This window comes from Pseudomonas sp. LBUM1679 (assembly GCF_059695565.1).
Genome location: NZ_CP166774.1, coordinates 5,625,708 through 5,639,658, shown reverse-complemented (window position 1 = coordinate 5,639,658; position 13,951 = coordinate 5,625,708). Strand labels below are relative to the sequence as shown.

Annotated in this window: 14 protein-coding genes, 1 tRNA gene and 1 pseudogene; 7 read left to right on the top strand and 9 right to left on the bottom strand. The window is 50.8% G+C overall.

Annotated elements, in window-relative coordinates:
• Positions 1 to 24: 24 nt before the first annotated feature.
• Positions 25 to 498, bottom strand: coding sequence for a peroxiredoxin (locus tag ACA062_RS25635; RefSeq protein WP_497453550.1), 474 nt, complete (start codon positions 496 to 498; stop codon positions 25 to 27).
• Between the two features lie 10 nt (positions 499 to 508).
• The gene (locus ACA062_RS25630) at positions 509 to 1,069 is read right to left on the bottom strand and encodes a glycine cleavage system transcriptional repressor (RefSeq protein ID WP_019692529.1); all 561 of its coding nucleotides are present in this window, start codon (positions 1,067 to 1,069) and stop codon (positions 509 to 511) included.
• A gap of 328 nt (positions 1,070 to 1,397) precedes the next feature.
• On the opposite strand from ACA062_RS25630, the gene dapA reads away from it, so the two are divergent.
• From dapA to ACA062_RS25605, 5 genes are all read left to right on the top strand, one after another.
• Complete coding sequence (gene dapA / locus ACA062_RS25625) at positions 1,398 to 2,276, top strand: 4-hydroxy-tetrahydrodipicolinate synthase (RefSeq protein ID WP_128871996.1); 879 nt, start codon at positions 1,398 to 1,400, stop codon at positions 2,274 to 2,276.
• 17 nt (positions 2,277 to 2,293) lie between these two features.
• Entirely contained in the window at positions 2,294 to 3,412 is a 1,119-nt protein-coding gene (gene bamC / locus ACA062_RS25620) for an NlpB/DapX family lipoprotein (protein WP_497453549.1), read from the top strand.
• A gap of 4 nt (positions 3,413 to 3,416) precedes the next feature.
• A complete protein-coding gene (locus tag ACA062_RS25615) occupies positions 3,417 to 4,175 on the top strand; it encodes an MBL fold metallo-hydrolase (protein WP_064679248.1) in 759 nt (252 codons plus the stop codon).
• 28 nt (positions 4,176 to 4,203) lie between these two features.
• Positions 4,204 to 4,917 (top strand): phosphoribosylaminoimidazolesuccinocarboxamide synthase, encoded by a 714-nt coding sequence (purC, locus tag ACA062_RS25610; RefSeq protein WP_150745894.1) that lies wholly within the window; start codon positions 4,204 to 4,206, stop codon positions 4,915 to 4,917.
• An 83-nt stretch (positions 4,918 to 5,000) separates the two neighbouring features.
• A tRNA-Ser gene (locus ACA062_RS25605) sits at positions 5,001 to 5,090 on the top strand.
• A gap of 4 nt (positions 5,091 to 5,094) precedes the next feature.
• On the opposite strand, the gene ACA062_RS25600 is transcribed toward ACA062_RS25605, so the two are convergent.
• Together ACA062_RS25600 and ACA062_RS25595 are read right to left on the bottom strand one after the other, a co-directional pair.
• The gene (locus ACA062_RS25600; RefSeq protein WP_497453548.1) at positions 5,095 to 5,244 is read right to left on the bottom strand and encodes a hypothetical protein; all 150 of its coding nucleotides are present in this window, start codon (positions 5,242 to 5,244) and stop codon (positions 5,095 to 5,097) included.
• Between the two features lie 227 nt (positions 5,245 to 5,471).
• Positions 5,472 to 6,179: a recombinase family protein gene (locus tag ACA062_RS25595; RefSeq protein ID WP_497453547.1), complete on the bottom strand. Its 708-nt coding sequence runs from the start codon at positions 6,177 to 6,179 to the stop codon at positions 5,472 to 5,474.
• A gap of 408 nt (positions 6,180 to 6,587) precedes the next feature.
• Here ACA062_RS25595 and ACA062_RS25590 point away from each other — a divergent pair, with 408 nt between their 5' ends.
• Positions 6,588 to 6,998 (top strand): hypothetical protein, encoded by a 411-nt coding sequence (locus ACA062_RS25590; protein ID WP_497453546.1) that lies wholly within the window; start codon positions 6,588 to 6,590, stop codon positions 6,996 to 6,998.
• 163 nt (positions 6,999 to 7,161) lie between these two features.
• Positions 7,162 to 7,992 (top strand): hypothetical protein, encoded by an 831-nt coding sequence (locus tag ACA062_RS25585; RefSeq protein WP_497453545.1) that lies wholly within the window; start codon positions 7,162 to 7,164, stop codon positions 7,990 to 7,992.
• A gap of 523 nt (positions 7,993 to 8,515) precedes the next feature.
• Here the strand turns inward: ACA062_RS25585 and ACA062_RS25580 are convergent.
• From ACA062_RS25580 to ACA062_RS25560, 5 genes and pseudogenes are all read right to left on the bottom strand, one after another.
• On the bottom strand, positions 8,516 to 8,983 hold the full coding sequence (locus ACA062_RS25580; RefSeq protein ID WP_497453544.1) for a hypothetical protein: 468 nt from the start codon (positions 8,981 to 8,983) through the stop codon (positions 8,516 to 8,518).
• A 1-nt stretch (position 8,984) separates the two neighbouring features.
• On the bottom strand, positions 8,985 to 9,209 hold the full coding sequence (locus ACA062_RS25575; RefSeq protein ID WP_497453543.1) for a hypothetical protein: 225 nt from the start codon (positions 9,207 to 9,209) through the stop codon (positions 8,985 to 8,987).
• Between the two features lie 146 nt (positions 9,210 to 9,355).
• Entirely contained in the window at positions 9,356 to 10,732 is a 1,377-nt protein-coding gene (locus tag ACA062_RS25570) for a hypothetical protein (RefSeq protein WP_497453542.1), read from the bottom strand.
• Between the two features lie 966 nt (positions 10,733 to 11,698).
• Positions 11,699 to 13,222: a tyrosine-type recombinase/integrase gene (locus tag ACA062_RS25565; RefSeq protein WP_497453541.1), complete on the bottom strand. Its 1,524-nt coding sequence runs from the start codon at positions 13,220 to 13,222 to the stop codon at positions 11,699 to 11,701.
• Positions 13,223 to 13,538: 316 nt separating this feature from the next.
• A pseudogene (locus ACA062_RS25560) lies at positions 13,539 to 13,802 on the bottom strand (short-chain dehydrogenase); the annotation flags it as partial.
• Positions 13,803 to 13,951: the final 149 nt, after the last annotated feature.

Below are 13,951 nucleotides of genomic sequence, written 5' to 3'. Positions count from 1 at the left end.
CGTCAGCGCAGATGCCAAGAAAGCTTAGGCCTTGTTCAACGCCTGTGCCGCCGCCAACACGGTATCCACATGCCCTGGCACCTTCACACCCCGCCATTCCTGACGCAGCACGCCATCCTTATCAACCAGGAACGTGCTGCGATCAACCCCCATATATTCCTTGCCATACAGCTTCTTCAACTTGATCACGTCGAACAGCTGGCAAAGCGCTTCTTCCTTGTCGCTGATCAGCTCGAAGGTGAACGCCTGCTTGGCCTTGAAGTTCTCGTGGGATTTCAGGCTGTCGCGGGACACGCCGAAGACTTCGGTATTGGCCGCTTTAAAGGCGTCAAGCTGATCACGAAAGCCCTGGCCCTGGGTGGTGCAGCCCGGCGTGCTGTCCTTCGGATAGAAGTAAATCACCACTTGCTTGCCTTTGAGACCCGCCAGGCTGACGGTCTGCCCATTGGTGGCGGGTGCTTCGAAATCGGCAACCGGTTGGTCGATGGCAACGGCCATGAAAGCTTCCTTACATTGGGTTTTGTGGGCGCCACGGTTCGATCAGGGCGTCCAGGTTCAGCGCGTCGGCGAAATCCAGGAACTGATCGCGCAGCCAGCTGATCTGCACGCCGGCCGGCAAGGTCACGGTAAACGTGGCATTGAGCATGGTGCCGCCGGTCTGGGGTGCCTGATAGGTGTCGCAGGTCAGGTTTTCCAGCTCGACGTTGTGGTCCATGAAGAACTGGCACAGCTCGTTGATGATATCCGAGCGGTAGGCCGAGCTGACATAAGCGACGTACGGCAGGGCCTGGGGGCGATTCTCCAGCGCCGCACTGCGCACCACATTGACGGTGAAGGCGTGCTTCTTGGCGAGGCTCGACAGGCTGCCTTCGAGGCGCGCCAGGGCGTCCCAGCTGCCGGAGATCTCGAGGACCAACGCACTGCACTCGCCATGACGGGTCAGGCGAGAGGTAACCACGGCGCAGCGGTTTTCATGGCTGGCGCGGCACAGGACGTTAGTCAGCTCCATGGGGTTGGCGCCGAGGGCACTGATGACAAGGAATTGTTCGCGAACTGTGGGGGTGGACATGCAGCATTCCTAAAGCGATGAGCGGTCGATACTTTTATGGGCTTTTTTTGCCGGGGCGAGCCTGCGGATGCGAATTCAGAAAACCCGAGCCGGAAGGTTGCAACCTGCTCCAGAGTGGCAAGAGCGAAGGGCGGCAACGCTGGATCGGGGCTTGTGATGCCGAAAATGGAGGCTGGAACCCGGCTTGCGAGCTTATCAGTACCGATCAAAGTCTGAAGGGTAGCGAAAAGCAGCGCCAAGGGGAATGGCAGCAGCGCAGTACTTCGCTTGTACAAGCATCTTGGCGCCAGTACCATTACCGCTCTCTTTTTCCGGCAGGAGCGGTTGCATGATTGCGGGCAGTATGGTGGCACTGGTCACACCCATGGATGCACAGGGTCGTCTCGACTGGGACAGTCTGAGCAAACTGGTGGACTTTCACCTGCAAAACGGCACCCACGCCATCGTGGCGGTCGGCACTACAGGTGAATCGGCCACCCTTGACGTGAACGAGCACATCGAAGTGATTCGTTACGTGGTCAAGCAGGTTGCAGGGCGCATTCCGGTGATCGCCGGGACTGGCGCCAACTCGACTCGCGAAGCCATCGAGCTGACCACCAATGCGAAGATCGCCGGCGCCGATGCCTGTCTGCTGGTGACCCCGTATTACAACAAGCCGACCCAGGAAGGCCTGTACCAGCACTTCAAGGCCATCGCCGAAGCCGTCGACATCCCGCAGATCCTGTATAACGTGCCTGGCCGCACCGCGTGCGACATGCTGGCCGACACCGTGATCCGCCTGTCGACCGTGAAGAACATCATCGGCATCAAGGAAGCCACCGGCGACATGTCCCGTGCCAAAGCCATCATCGACGGCGTCAGCAAAGACTTCCTGGTGGTATCCGGCGACGACGCCACCGCAGTCGAGCTGATGCTGCTGGGCGGCAAAGGCAATATCTCGGTGACCGCCAACGTTGCGCCGCGGGACATGGCCGACATGTGCAATGCCGCTCTGAAGGGCGATGCCGTCACGGCCCGCGCTATTCACGAAAAGCTGATGCCGCTCAATAAAACCCTGTTTATCGAATCCAACCCTATTCCCGTGAAATGGGCGCTGCATGAAATGGGCTTGATGCCGGACGGTATCCGTCTGCCGCTCACCTGGCTCAGCGCTGCCTGTCACGAACCGCTGCGGCAGGCCATGCGCCAGTCCGGCGTCCTGGTTTAATTGAGGAAGCACTACGCATGAAGCGATTGGCCGGACTTTCCGCACTTGCCTTGATTATCTCCAGCACCAGTGGCTGTGGATGGGTCTGGGGCCCGGAAGGTTATTTCCGTGACCGTGGCAGCGATTACCTGGAGGCGCAACAGACTGCACCGATGCAATTGCCGCAGGACGTCAACACCGCCAAACGTCTGGATCCACTGTTGCCGATCCCGCGCAACGTGGCCGACGACACCGCCAAGGGCGAATACGTCGTGCCGCGTCCGCAGCCGCTGACCGCCGGAGCCGACGCCGCTGGCGCCTACTCGCTGCAGAAGACCGGTGACACGCGCTGGATCGTGGCCCAGAGCCCGCCAGCCGAAGTCTGGCCAGTGGCCGTGCAGTTCTTCCAGGACAATGGTTTCCGTCTGGACGAACAGCGCCCGCAAACCGGTGAATTCACCACCACCTGGCAGCATTCCGACGAACTGTCGGCCGCGATGGCCAAGCGCCTGAGCGCCGCCGGTGTCGGCACCGACAGCGAATCGCGCGTGCGGGTCCGCATCGAGCCAGGCGTGCAGCGCAATACCAGTGAAGTCTATGTGGTCAGCGCCCAACGTCCTGCCGGCAGCACTGCCGACGTGGCCTTCACCAACCGTTCGGTCAACACTGGCCTGGACGCGGCACTGGTCGACGACATGCTCGCAAGCATGAGCCGCACGTCGGAGAAGGGCGGTTCGGTCTCCATGCTGGCTTCCCGTGATTTCGATACACCCAGTCGCGTCAGCCTGAGCGAAGACGGCAGCGGCAACCCTGTGCTGAACGTCGGCTCCGACCTCGACCGTGCCTGGTCAAGCGTCGGCCGTGCGCTGGAACAGGGCGAATGGCGGGTTGAAGACATCAACCGCAGCCTGGGCCTGTACTACATCAACCTGGCGGAAAAAGCCGAGAAGGCAGACGACAAGCCCGGTTTCTTCAGCAGCCTGTTTGGCAGCGCGCCGGACAAGGAAGCCGTCGAAGCCCGTGCCGAGCGTTATCAGGTTCGCCTGAGCAAGGTTGGCGAAAACGTCCAGGTCACCGTCGAGAAAAACATCAACACCGTGGCGCCGGCTGACGTGGCGCGCAAAGTGTTGAGCGTGATTCAGGACAACCTGGGCTGATCTCATGCGTTTTGCCGTGCTCGGCAGCGGTAGCCAAGGGAACGGCACGCTGATAGCCAGTGCTGATACGTACGTGCTGGTGGATTGTGGTTTCTCCCTGCGGGAAACCGAAAAACGCCTGTTGCGCCTGGGTGTAAACCCGGCGCAACTGAGCGCGATACTCGTGACCCACGAACATGCCGACCACGTGCATGGCGTGGGTTTACTGTCTCGGCGTTACAATCTGCCGGTCTACCTCAGTCGCGGCACACTGCGCGGGATGCGCAAACCGATTGAACCGGCCGGCCTCCTGGCGGGCGGCGAGCAACTGCAGATCGGCAACCTGAACATCGGTGTCATTGCCGTGGCCCATGATGCGCAAGAGCCGACGCAATACGTCTTCAGTGACGGTGAGCGGCGCTTCGGCCTGTTGACCGACCTGGGCTCGTATTGCAACAAGGTGCTGGACGGCTATCGGGACCTCGATGCATTGATGATCGAGTCCAACCATTGCCGTGACATGCTGGCTCGCGGTCACTACCCCTACTTTCTCAAGCAGCGGGTAGGCGGCGAACTGGGACATTTGAACAACCACCAGGCGGCATTCCTGGTGTCCGAGTTGGGCTGGCAAGGCCTGCAACACCTGGTCCTGGCCCATCTGAGCAGCAAGAACAACCTGCCGCAGCTGGCCCGGCAATGTTTTGTCGACACCCTCGGGTGCGACCCGGACTGGCTGCAACTGGCCGATCAAGATTCAGGGCTCGACTGGCGACACATCGCCTAGCCCACCTACTTAGCAAGCGGAGCCCATCATGGAAAAACGTGAAGAACTCTACCGCGGCAAAGCCAAATCGGTTTACAAGACCGACGACGCTGACCGCTTGATCCTGCTGTTTCGCAACGACACCTCGGCGTTCGACGGCAAGCGCATCGAGCAGCTCGACCGCAAAGGCATGGTGAACAACAAGTTCAACGCCTTCATCATGCAGAAACTCGAAGCCGCCGGCGTGCCGACCCAATTCGACAAACTGCTGGGCGACAACGAGTGCCTGGTGAAAAAACTCGACATGATCCCGGTCGAGTGCGTCGTGCGTAACTACGCCGCCGGCAGCCTGGTCAAGCGCCTGGGCGTCGAAGAGGGCATGAAGCTCAACCCGTACACCTTCGAACTGTTTCTGAAGGACGACGCCAAGGGCGACCCGTTCATCAACGAATCCCACGTCGTGGCCTTCGGTTGGGGCACCGCCGAGCAACTGGTTCGCATGAAAGAACTGTCGCTCAAGGTCAACGAAGTCCTGAACAAACTGTTCGACGACGCCGGCCTGCTGCTGGTCGACTTCAAACTCGAATTCGGCGTGTTCTCCGACGGCTCCATCGTCCTGGGCGACGAATTCAGCCCGGACGGCTGCCGCCTGTGGGACAAGGCCACCGGCAAGAAAATGGACAAGGACCGCTTCCGCCAGGGCCTCGGTGATGTCATCGAAGCCTACGAAGAAGTCGCCAATCGCCTGGGCGTACCGCTTTAACCGACGCAAGCATCTGAAAGCACAGAAATATTTCGCCTAGGGGGTTCGCTTCCGGCGAAAGTGTTGTTATGATGCGCGCCGTTGGAGAGATGCCAGAGTGGCCGAATGGGACGGATTCGAAATCCGTTGTACCTTCACCGGTACCTAGGGTTCGAATCCCTATCTCTCCGCCATTATTCAAAAAGCCTCGTAAGTCGTTGATTTACGAGGCTTTTTTGTGTCTGCTGATTTTTCGATTCTACTACTGCTTTCTACTACTCCAATTCCACCAAAACCCCAACCCCCCCGTTTTGGAATCTCGATTTCACGTCGAGCCAGTGCTTTCATGTAGGGAAAATCCCTCAGCGGGGCATCGAACCTGCTCGACACTCAAGCCTGAAAATCGAGATACCCCCTCTTAGGTTCTCCAAAATCCCCAGCACACCAATGATTGATTGAATGGCTCTTTTACTGCTGCTGTAGCATCGAATCAGGCGTTGTAGGCTTTAGGTAGTGCAGACCCCAAGGGTGATGGTTTGCGCGTCTAATCGTGCAGGAAAACCCACCACTTCACGTTAAGGAAAGGTGAGCCCAAGACGTTCAACAGTGCGCTTGACTGTCATTGGTGCAAACTCATTACCACGCGCAGTCTTCACACCTTTGGCATTCAAGTAATTCGCCATGCCGAGCAATGTAGTCACACCCTCAAACATACCGGACTGGATAGCCTGACGTAGTGATTCGGCATTGGTGTCGGCAACTGCCTGTGCTGCTGCTGTAGCTGCGCCTGTACCTTTGGCGTGTGCCACTGCTCTACCAGCATTACGACGTGCGACCTTGGCTTGTGCTTCCTTGTCGCCAGCATCTGCTTTGGATTTGAGACTGGCGAGTGCGGCGGTTGTACGACTGGCAATGAATTCACGTTCCTGCTGTGCCAGTGCTGCATATATGTGCAACTGGAAAGCATCAGCAGTGGGCATGGTCGCCACTTTGAACTTCACACGTTTCATCAATCCGGCAATGTCCTCAACGTCGCGTGACAGACGATCCAGCTTAGCGACTACCAACGTTGCGGCATGTTCTACACAGGCTGCCAATGCTGCCTTGCACTGTGTGCGTTCTGTTGGTGTGATGGTGCCGCTGGCGGTGTCAGTGAATTCACCAATGATGTTCCAACTGTTGGACTCAGCAGCCAGCCGTACATATTCACGTTGCGCGTCAAGACCCAGACCAGACTTACCTTGACCATCAGTCGATACGCGGTAGTAGGCAACGATGTTCATGTGGGTGAGTCCGTCTGTGTGGTTGATGTGATCATATTAACAGACCGCTGCCGGTCGTCAACGTAATGTTAAGCAGCAATAAAATAGATTTTCACCTCTTGTATTTGTCATTGGATTGTGGGTTGCACCAACGTGGCGAGTTTCATTTGAAAGTGAGCGTGTCGTTTTGCTGCGCAGGATGGAATGTTCGACTGCTACTCATCACCATCAGGGATCACCTACATGGTGATGAGGCGAGCTACCCCGTAGTGGCATTGCTACCGTCATCCTATAGCGACATTGCAACGCCGCATTGTGAAGAGTTTCATTCAGCGTGAGCTAACCATTTCAGCTGATGTGCGAACGCTCCAGGTCAACCGTGTGCAGGCGTAGGGGTCTCCGCTATCACTGTCAGCGCCGGGTGCCATCATGGATAATGGGTTGAACGGCATGGACAAGGAGAACGAGATGAATGGGTGGCTAAGACTTTGGGTCGTTGTGTGTTTGATTCTTGCAATCTTCATCGGGTGGTATACAGCACTTCTACTACCCAATGAATCGAGAACCACGTATTACCATGAATTATCAATCAACCAATTAACTGGCTATCTGAAGGAGGCGACAACTAATACTTATTCAAGTGAATACATCGCCGGCTTGCGAGAGGACATTCGAAAAGAAAACGAAGACTTCCGGAAAAAACTTGCAAAACTACCCAAGGAACGGATGGAGTGCATAGCTACGGCGGTTGGTATTTGGTTAGGGCTGAGTGTGGTCCTGTACATCGCTGGCTGGCTTGTTGGTTGGATATACCGAGGATTTCGCCCCAAGATGGTATAACCACATTCATCGCTACCCGGTAGCATCGAGCAAGTCGAATCGAATGAGTGATAGTGGTGTAAGCCGGGCTTGCAGGTAGGATTCACTTGCTGAGCATGACTGAAGTTAACAACCTAAAGATGGTTTCGCCTTTGAAGGACCATCAATATCAAGGAGTGACGCAATGCCTTCGGAAATTACTGACTTAATAAAATCAGTTCCAGATGTAATTTGGTCGGCGATCGTTGCATCAGGCATAACTTTGTTTGGAGTAATGCTGTCGAATAGAAGTAACAACAGCCGCCTTAAGCTGCAACTTGATCATGACGCAAGCGAGAAGTCCAAGGAGAAAATTAGCGATCTAAGGCGTGAGGTTTACTTGAAAGCGATTGAAGACATTGAAATTACAAATCTTCATATTGGCAACTTAGCCAATCGCGACATTGCTAGTTTGAATTTGACACCAGAGATTCAGGTAATCACCGGTTCGATAGCAAAGCTGAGACTAGTTGCTGAATCTAAGACCTCGATATTGGCGGGAAATTTAGGTGTTGAGTTTGGAGCGCTATTTGTAAAGCTGCTACCTCGACTTGCAATCTTACAGGCTGCCAAAACAGACATTGAAATCAACGATGACTACTACGAGAGTTCGTTTGCTGAGGCTTCTAGACTACAGCGGGATATGCAAAGGTTCAACGAGGAAGGTCGTCAGGAATGGGATGTATACCAGACCCTTAAAAACTCTTATGAGTTTAAATTCGGTCAGTCTCAGGAGTATGCAGCGGCGCGAGCAACAGCATACAGCGCTCATGGGGAAAAGCTGCGTGAATTTCATGCTTTACTTTTACCTGAAATGAAAGAACTGTCGAAGGTTCAATTGAAGGTTATGGTCGCCATACGCGAAGACCTTGGTATTGCCTGTGATGTCGCGAACCTTCAGCGGCAATTGGAGCGTCAATGGGCCGTGATGGAAGCAGGTTATAGTGATGCTATGAAGGATTTGAAAGGGGAATAATTTATTTGTCTTTTGACGACGATGGTGTACATCAAACCAAACCGATTGTTACTCACAAAGAAGACCCTCTAAGACGTTCTGAGGTCAAATGAGGGGGAGATGCTGGCGCGGATTGTAACTTGCTGAAAATACAAACGTGAATTTAGGCAATATTTTGCAAAGGCATTCATAGGCAAAGTCCATCGACAATAATAGATTGATATTTTTTACTTATGAGTCCAGATAATGAGATTTAAGGTTAGAAAAGAATATGCCTAACCTATTGCTGATTAAACCTAGTAATAATCAGTGTTTCCAAGGTGTTGATACATATATTCATAGATGGCGATCCTGTTGTCACTTGTGATTCTGGCTCTGATATTTATCCTGTTATAGTGGTGATTAAATTGTAATTCTTACCGCCCACAAAAAAGCCCCTGACCACTGTTAAGTAGTCAAGGGCTGGTGATGGTGTCGATTGGGCGACCAACATTGTAAATACTCTTGTATTCGATAGCAGGAGCTTACCGCTATCGTCATTGACTTAATCTGGAATGATCAAGGCAGCAAACGTGTTATTCACTTCCTTTTCAATCTCTGCCATTCTTTCAGCTTTAGCTGCATCCAATGCCTTCTTCTCTTTAGCTAAATCACTTTCAATCAACTGAGCTTTCAACAGTTCCTTGTATCGATCACGGTCAGCTTGTAACTCAAGCACGTACGCGTCTTTTATCTTAAGGTCAGCTGCTGCAAGGTCTGCGGTTTGCATGTGATCAGGTTTAACCATGAAAGCTCTGTAATTCAATATTTCAAGTCGAAGTGGAGTTTTTTCATCCAATATGTATCCCTCATTGGCATATTTAATTACATTCAGCAGTAAGTGATGTGGTAGCTCGGCTCGAATGGCTTCTCGACACTCCATGCTGGTGCTGTAAAAATCACGATAAGCAGCTTGACGTTGTTCAAGTTCATTCTGGTCATACTTGCGTGGTGCGCCTTTGATACTTGTCATTTTACATGCTCCCTTTTTGTTTAATGTATGCGATTGCCTTTGCTATGATTGACGTTCTGTATTGCTCATCTGATAGCTTGGCAGTGGTGGTCTTGGTGATGGTGTTGATTACATTGCTGCTATCAATCTTTTGTACTTGCTGCTTTGTTTGTACGTGTTGATTTGCTTTTTGTTTAGCAAATGCTCGTACAAAACAGCTACCGAAATGATCTAGACTGCTGCTCATTTGTTTCATCCTCTTATTTATAATGTTGGGCTCTGTCTAACGACAGAAGATTCACTTGCTCAAAATGGCTACAAGCCACGTATAATCACGCTTACAGGGTGATGCATGTATCATGTGTAGATACTACCTACGACAGTATCGCTGTTTTAGAAGTAGCAGAATATCTCTGCCGGAGTGACGCGCAGGTTTGGATTCGGTACGTAGTCGTCTTCTACTTGATAGTAGATGGTGGAATAGTCCAACGGTCCTTCGCATTGCTCATAGTTGAAGCTGGCAAAGATTTCTTCTTCGCGCTGTGCAATCTCAGCTTTCAACACCTCTTCAGATAACATTACTTTATCAGGTAAGCCAAGGGTGATGATTGCATTCTTGATCGTCGGCACTTGTTCAACAAACCGTGAATAGTCGTCAGCAAAGTGATCCTGCATGCTGCTAGTGGAACTGCTGTAGTTCGGCGAGAGCGACGTTACCGTCAGATACTTACTCAAGGTGCTCCGTATCATCTTGCGATCAACAGTTTCACCTTGGAGGGCATCAAAGGCTTGAAAGCTGATGAAGTCACGTAACGTTGATGCATCCATGCCTTCTCGCAATTCCAGTGGGTTCCACAAAACACCGTACGGGTTTTCAAGTATGCCGTATAATCCACTTTGATCCGGTAATCTGCTCAGCCAAGCAGCAGCAACATATAGAACCGGAATCATAAATTCCAGATCTGACTGATGTTGACCATTGGGCAGTTGTCGGGATAGGCGTTGGCATTCTTCTAACAAAACCACCACTGACCGTTTGGCAGGGCAGTTCATTTGGTAAACTTCTTTACCTTCTACCTTTGCTTTGATCTTTCTTAGATCATGCATAGACATTAGATTCAGCTTGTCCAAGGATAGAATGTTGCTGGGGTCGTTCTGATATACCCAGTTAGCAAGACCAATTCGCTGAGTTTTACGAATCGGATTTAATTTTGCGTATTCAGTTAATACTGGTCCTAAGTATTTGGTAACCTTGTCCAGAATTTCTCTATCATTCGCGTCTTCACATACTAACCATTTCTTCTTTAACTGACTGCTAGGAATGCTCAACCCACGACCTTGATAGCTTTTATTGCTATGGATTAGATTGGGGAGGCTGTTGCCAATGAAAAGATTCAAGTGGTGCAGCAATCCTATGGTGTCATCACCTTGTACAGGTTGGATGTGGCAAAGGTGGAACTTAGATTTCTTTGTTTCATAGTTCCAACCATAGGTTTTGAATCTAGCTTTATAGACTGCAAATAAAGCAACCAGATCTACACCTTGTAAGATTTCAACTGTACCCGCTCGGCGGCACTCTCGCGCAATCCATTTCCATTCCTCTGATTGAGGGAGGGTTTTAATCCTTTTCTCTGCCAATGTTTGGCGTTTATCTTTCTGATTCTTCTGACGTGCCTTTGGGCGGCAAGCAGGACAATGCTTAGCCTTGATTTGGCTAGTGGTAAACTCAGTTTGGCATAGCGTGCAGGTTTTTATTCTCTTGATTGTCATGGATATCCTCATATAGGGATTGATGGGAAAGCGACTTATGGAACGTAGTGATCATCTGTTGAAGAGCATGGGTTGGATTAGTTTCGTCCAACATGTTCATAACCTGTTGTAGCTGTTGTAGAGATCGCGGGTTCAAACGAATGCGCATATTTGTATCTCCTTAAATTGCTGTACGCCACGTTGTACGTGGGTTAGAGGCCTATGTGTGTATCAACTGTAAGTACTAGGTGTTGACTCTGCATTGCTCGATCAAGCATCAAGCTATTAATCAGAACACCAAGATCATCAGCCTGCGTTTTCAGATGATTAAATTGAAGCTTGGAAAGTACCAGCTTGATTGATACAGGGCCAGCGTTTGACAATCTCCACAAACCCGTTCGGCATGAATTACTACAGGTTTTCGTTTGTGGGCGACGATGGTCGATTGATTTACTGCATACAGCGCACTTCCTTAAATTTGACATACATTTTTCCCTCCATAGGGCTATTGGTGACAAAGCGTAATATTCTTGTGTCGGTTTTAAATGATAAAAAAGGACAACTGTTGAGGTTGTCCTTCTATATAAGAGAGCGCAAGAGAACAGGTGCTAGTGAAGACTAGAGGGAGTTTCAAAAGCGGGAAGTCACCGAAATGACCAAAAATGGCGACTATGATCATTCAGACTTTCTGGAAGAACTGCAATAATCACAGAAGTTTGAAGGTTGTTCTCTTGCTATACACGAATTATATCAATAAATTCTGAAAAAAGCAATAGCGTCAACATGTAAGTTGCCACTTTCTCAATGTATTTTTTATTATGTAAATATCGTTAGGCAGTTAACCATGCACTTATTGAGCACATCAAATCAAAACGATTGTTACTGCAAGAAAACACCACTAAGAACGACGATCACCTATCAAGGTATGCAGACGTACCGGATAGAGAGTAGCGTTGATTTGGGTATGTATTTTATCGGTAAAACTAATTACTCCGCCGAAAAGTTATAAGTAAGATGTTTGATAGCTTCTTGTTTCTGTTCAAATGAACATCCGGCACTGTAGACGCTAAAAGTGAATGAAGGATTCTCATGGCCCATGATGTATGGAATAACTTCAATACCCACGCCTGCTTGATGAAGCTCAGTGGTTGCTGTTTTTCGGATGCTATGGAATACGTGAAGGTTGGAGAACTTAGCTTTGGTCTTCAGTTGTCCAAACTGCTTGCCCAGCCAGTCAAGTCGATTGCCATACTTGTTGTTACCACCTTTGAATAAGTAGCCATCATTGACTGATGCTTGTGAGCACAGATGTTTGTACAGTGGTACAAGGGAAGGGTGAAGAGGAACTTCCCGTACACCTGCATCTGTTTTTGACTCATTGATCTTGAAACCTATCGGTTCGTCAACATTGTCGATAATCGTATCATCTGACTTGATGCGTCCTATCTCCTCAAGCCTTGCGCCAGTGTATGCACCAAAGACTACCAGGTTGGCTAGATCATCTTTACCACCTTCTTTTGCTTTCTTGTAAAGGTCTTCAACCTCTTTACGAGTGAACGGAATGTACGATTCACCAGCTTTTTTTCCAACCTTCGGTAGATCGTGACCATCGAAAGGGCATTGTTGTCCGCTGAATTGTTCATGGAACTGACTGTTGTATTTGATTGCCCACTTCCAGAAATCTCGACCCGACCACAAATAGTTTGTTAGGGTCTGACGAGCACCCGACTGCCTGTTCAAGAACTTGTGGATGGTGTCGAAGGTGAGAGGTGCGCCTTCAGTTGTTAGGAACTTGGATATCTTTTCAACGCGAGCTTTATGGCTATCACGGGTTTTCGCTGATGCTATTTGAGAGACAAGGTGCTTTGCCCATGCTTCGATCATGGATGGGCTGATTGGCGAGCGCGGTTTGTACATTGCCGGATTACCTACAATCGCTTGAGCTTCCGAATGTTCTTCGTCAGACAGATTGTATTCCTCAGCGATGCACGCTGTTTCTAGTTCTCCAATGATCATAAGAAATTCGTTTTGAAGGTTGATGCCCTCACCCTCACCGCCACTCACTCCGTTCTCAAGTACATCGACATATTTTCTTGATAGCTTGGTTAGACGATCAGCAATATCATGCTGTCCCTCTTCTCGTAGCTCACTAATGATTTCAGGCAGACTCTCAAACCAAGAAATGTCAGCCGGGGCAGCATCGGGATTCAGCGGGGTGTAAATCTTTGTTATGGCGTTGTTTCGCCTCTGCTGCAAATCTTTTCCAACTGTGTGTTGGGCAAGTCGCCATTCATCCCCACTACCAGCTTTCGCGTGTCGAGCCGCAGCGATGTCAGCTTTCCACTGCGCAAGGATTGGCAGGCGACGGACCATCGCCTCTGATCTCATGCCGGTTTTGAGTGACTGGGTCAGCACGGTTCGATTACCAAGCGCGCGGCGGACATCCTTGGGTACATCTAGTCTGACGTACCACGTTGATTCGCCTTTCTTCTGGAAAATGTGATCAGCCATGCCTAGCACCAAAGCGTGAGTAGTAGTGTGAATTCTACTACTATTTTCTACTACTCATGGTGGTAATGGTCGATAAACGCTGGGTTTGTTAGGGTTGAAGGTGGTAATCTGAGACTCCCTATCTCTCCGCCATATATAGAAAAAGCCCCGTCGCTGAAAAGTTACGGGGCTTTTTCGTTTCTGTCGCTATGGTTAATAGCCTCGTTTCTACGAGGGCCAGGAAGGCTTAACTCTCTCTGCCAGACGCCTATGTTGCATAAGGGGGCGTAAATTCATTAGCGTTCGTTTGCGGGGCTCTGGGGGCGCTAGAGGGACAAGGCTCCGTATCCAATCGTCGTGCTATGACGTCCAGCAAATCGTAGCCATCGCGTAACGGAATACTGCAGAGCAATGCGAAGTCGCTAAGGATCACGGAGTCAGTGGTGATATCACCGCGCATTGCGAGATTTTCCAGAATTTGAGTGACAGCGCCAATTCTATATCTTGCCGTGCTAAGCAATGAATGAAGGGGCTGCGTGGTATTCACGTACAGAGAAGGAAGGTCGTCGGCGTTGCTGGTTAAAGCCATATAGTCATTCATGGGTAAACTCCACTCTTTTATAGGTTTACCAACTGACGTCGCCAAACGAAAGGGTGGCAACTGTGCGCAGGTTGGCGAACCGGAGTGGAAGCCGGCAGACCCGAAGGTCTCCCGCGCACAGCTGCCATAATGGCAACTCTACAGATGCA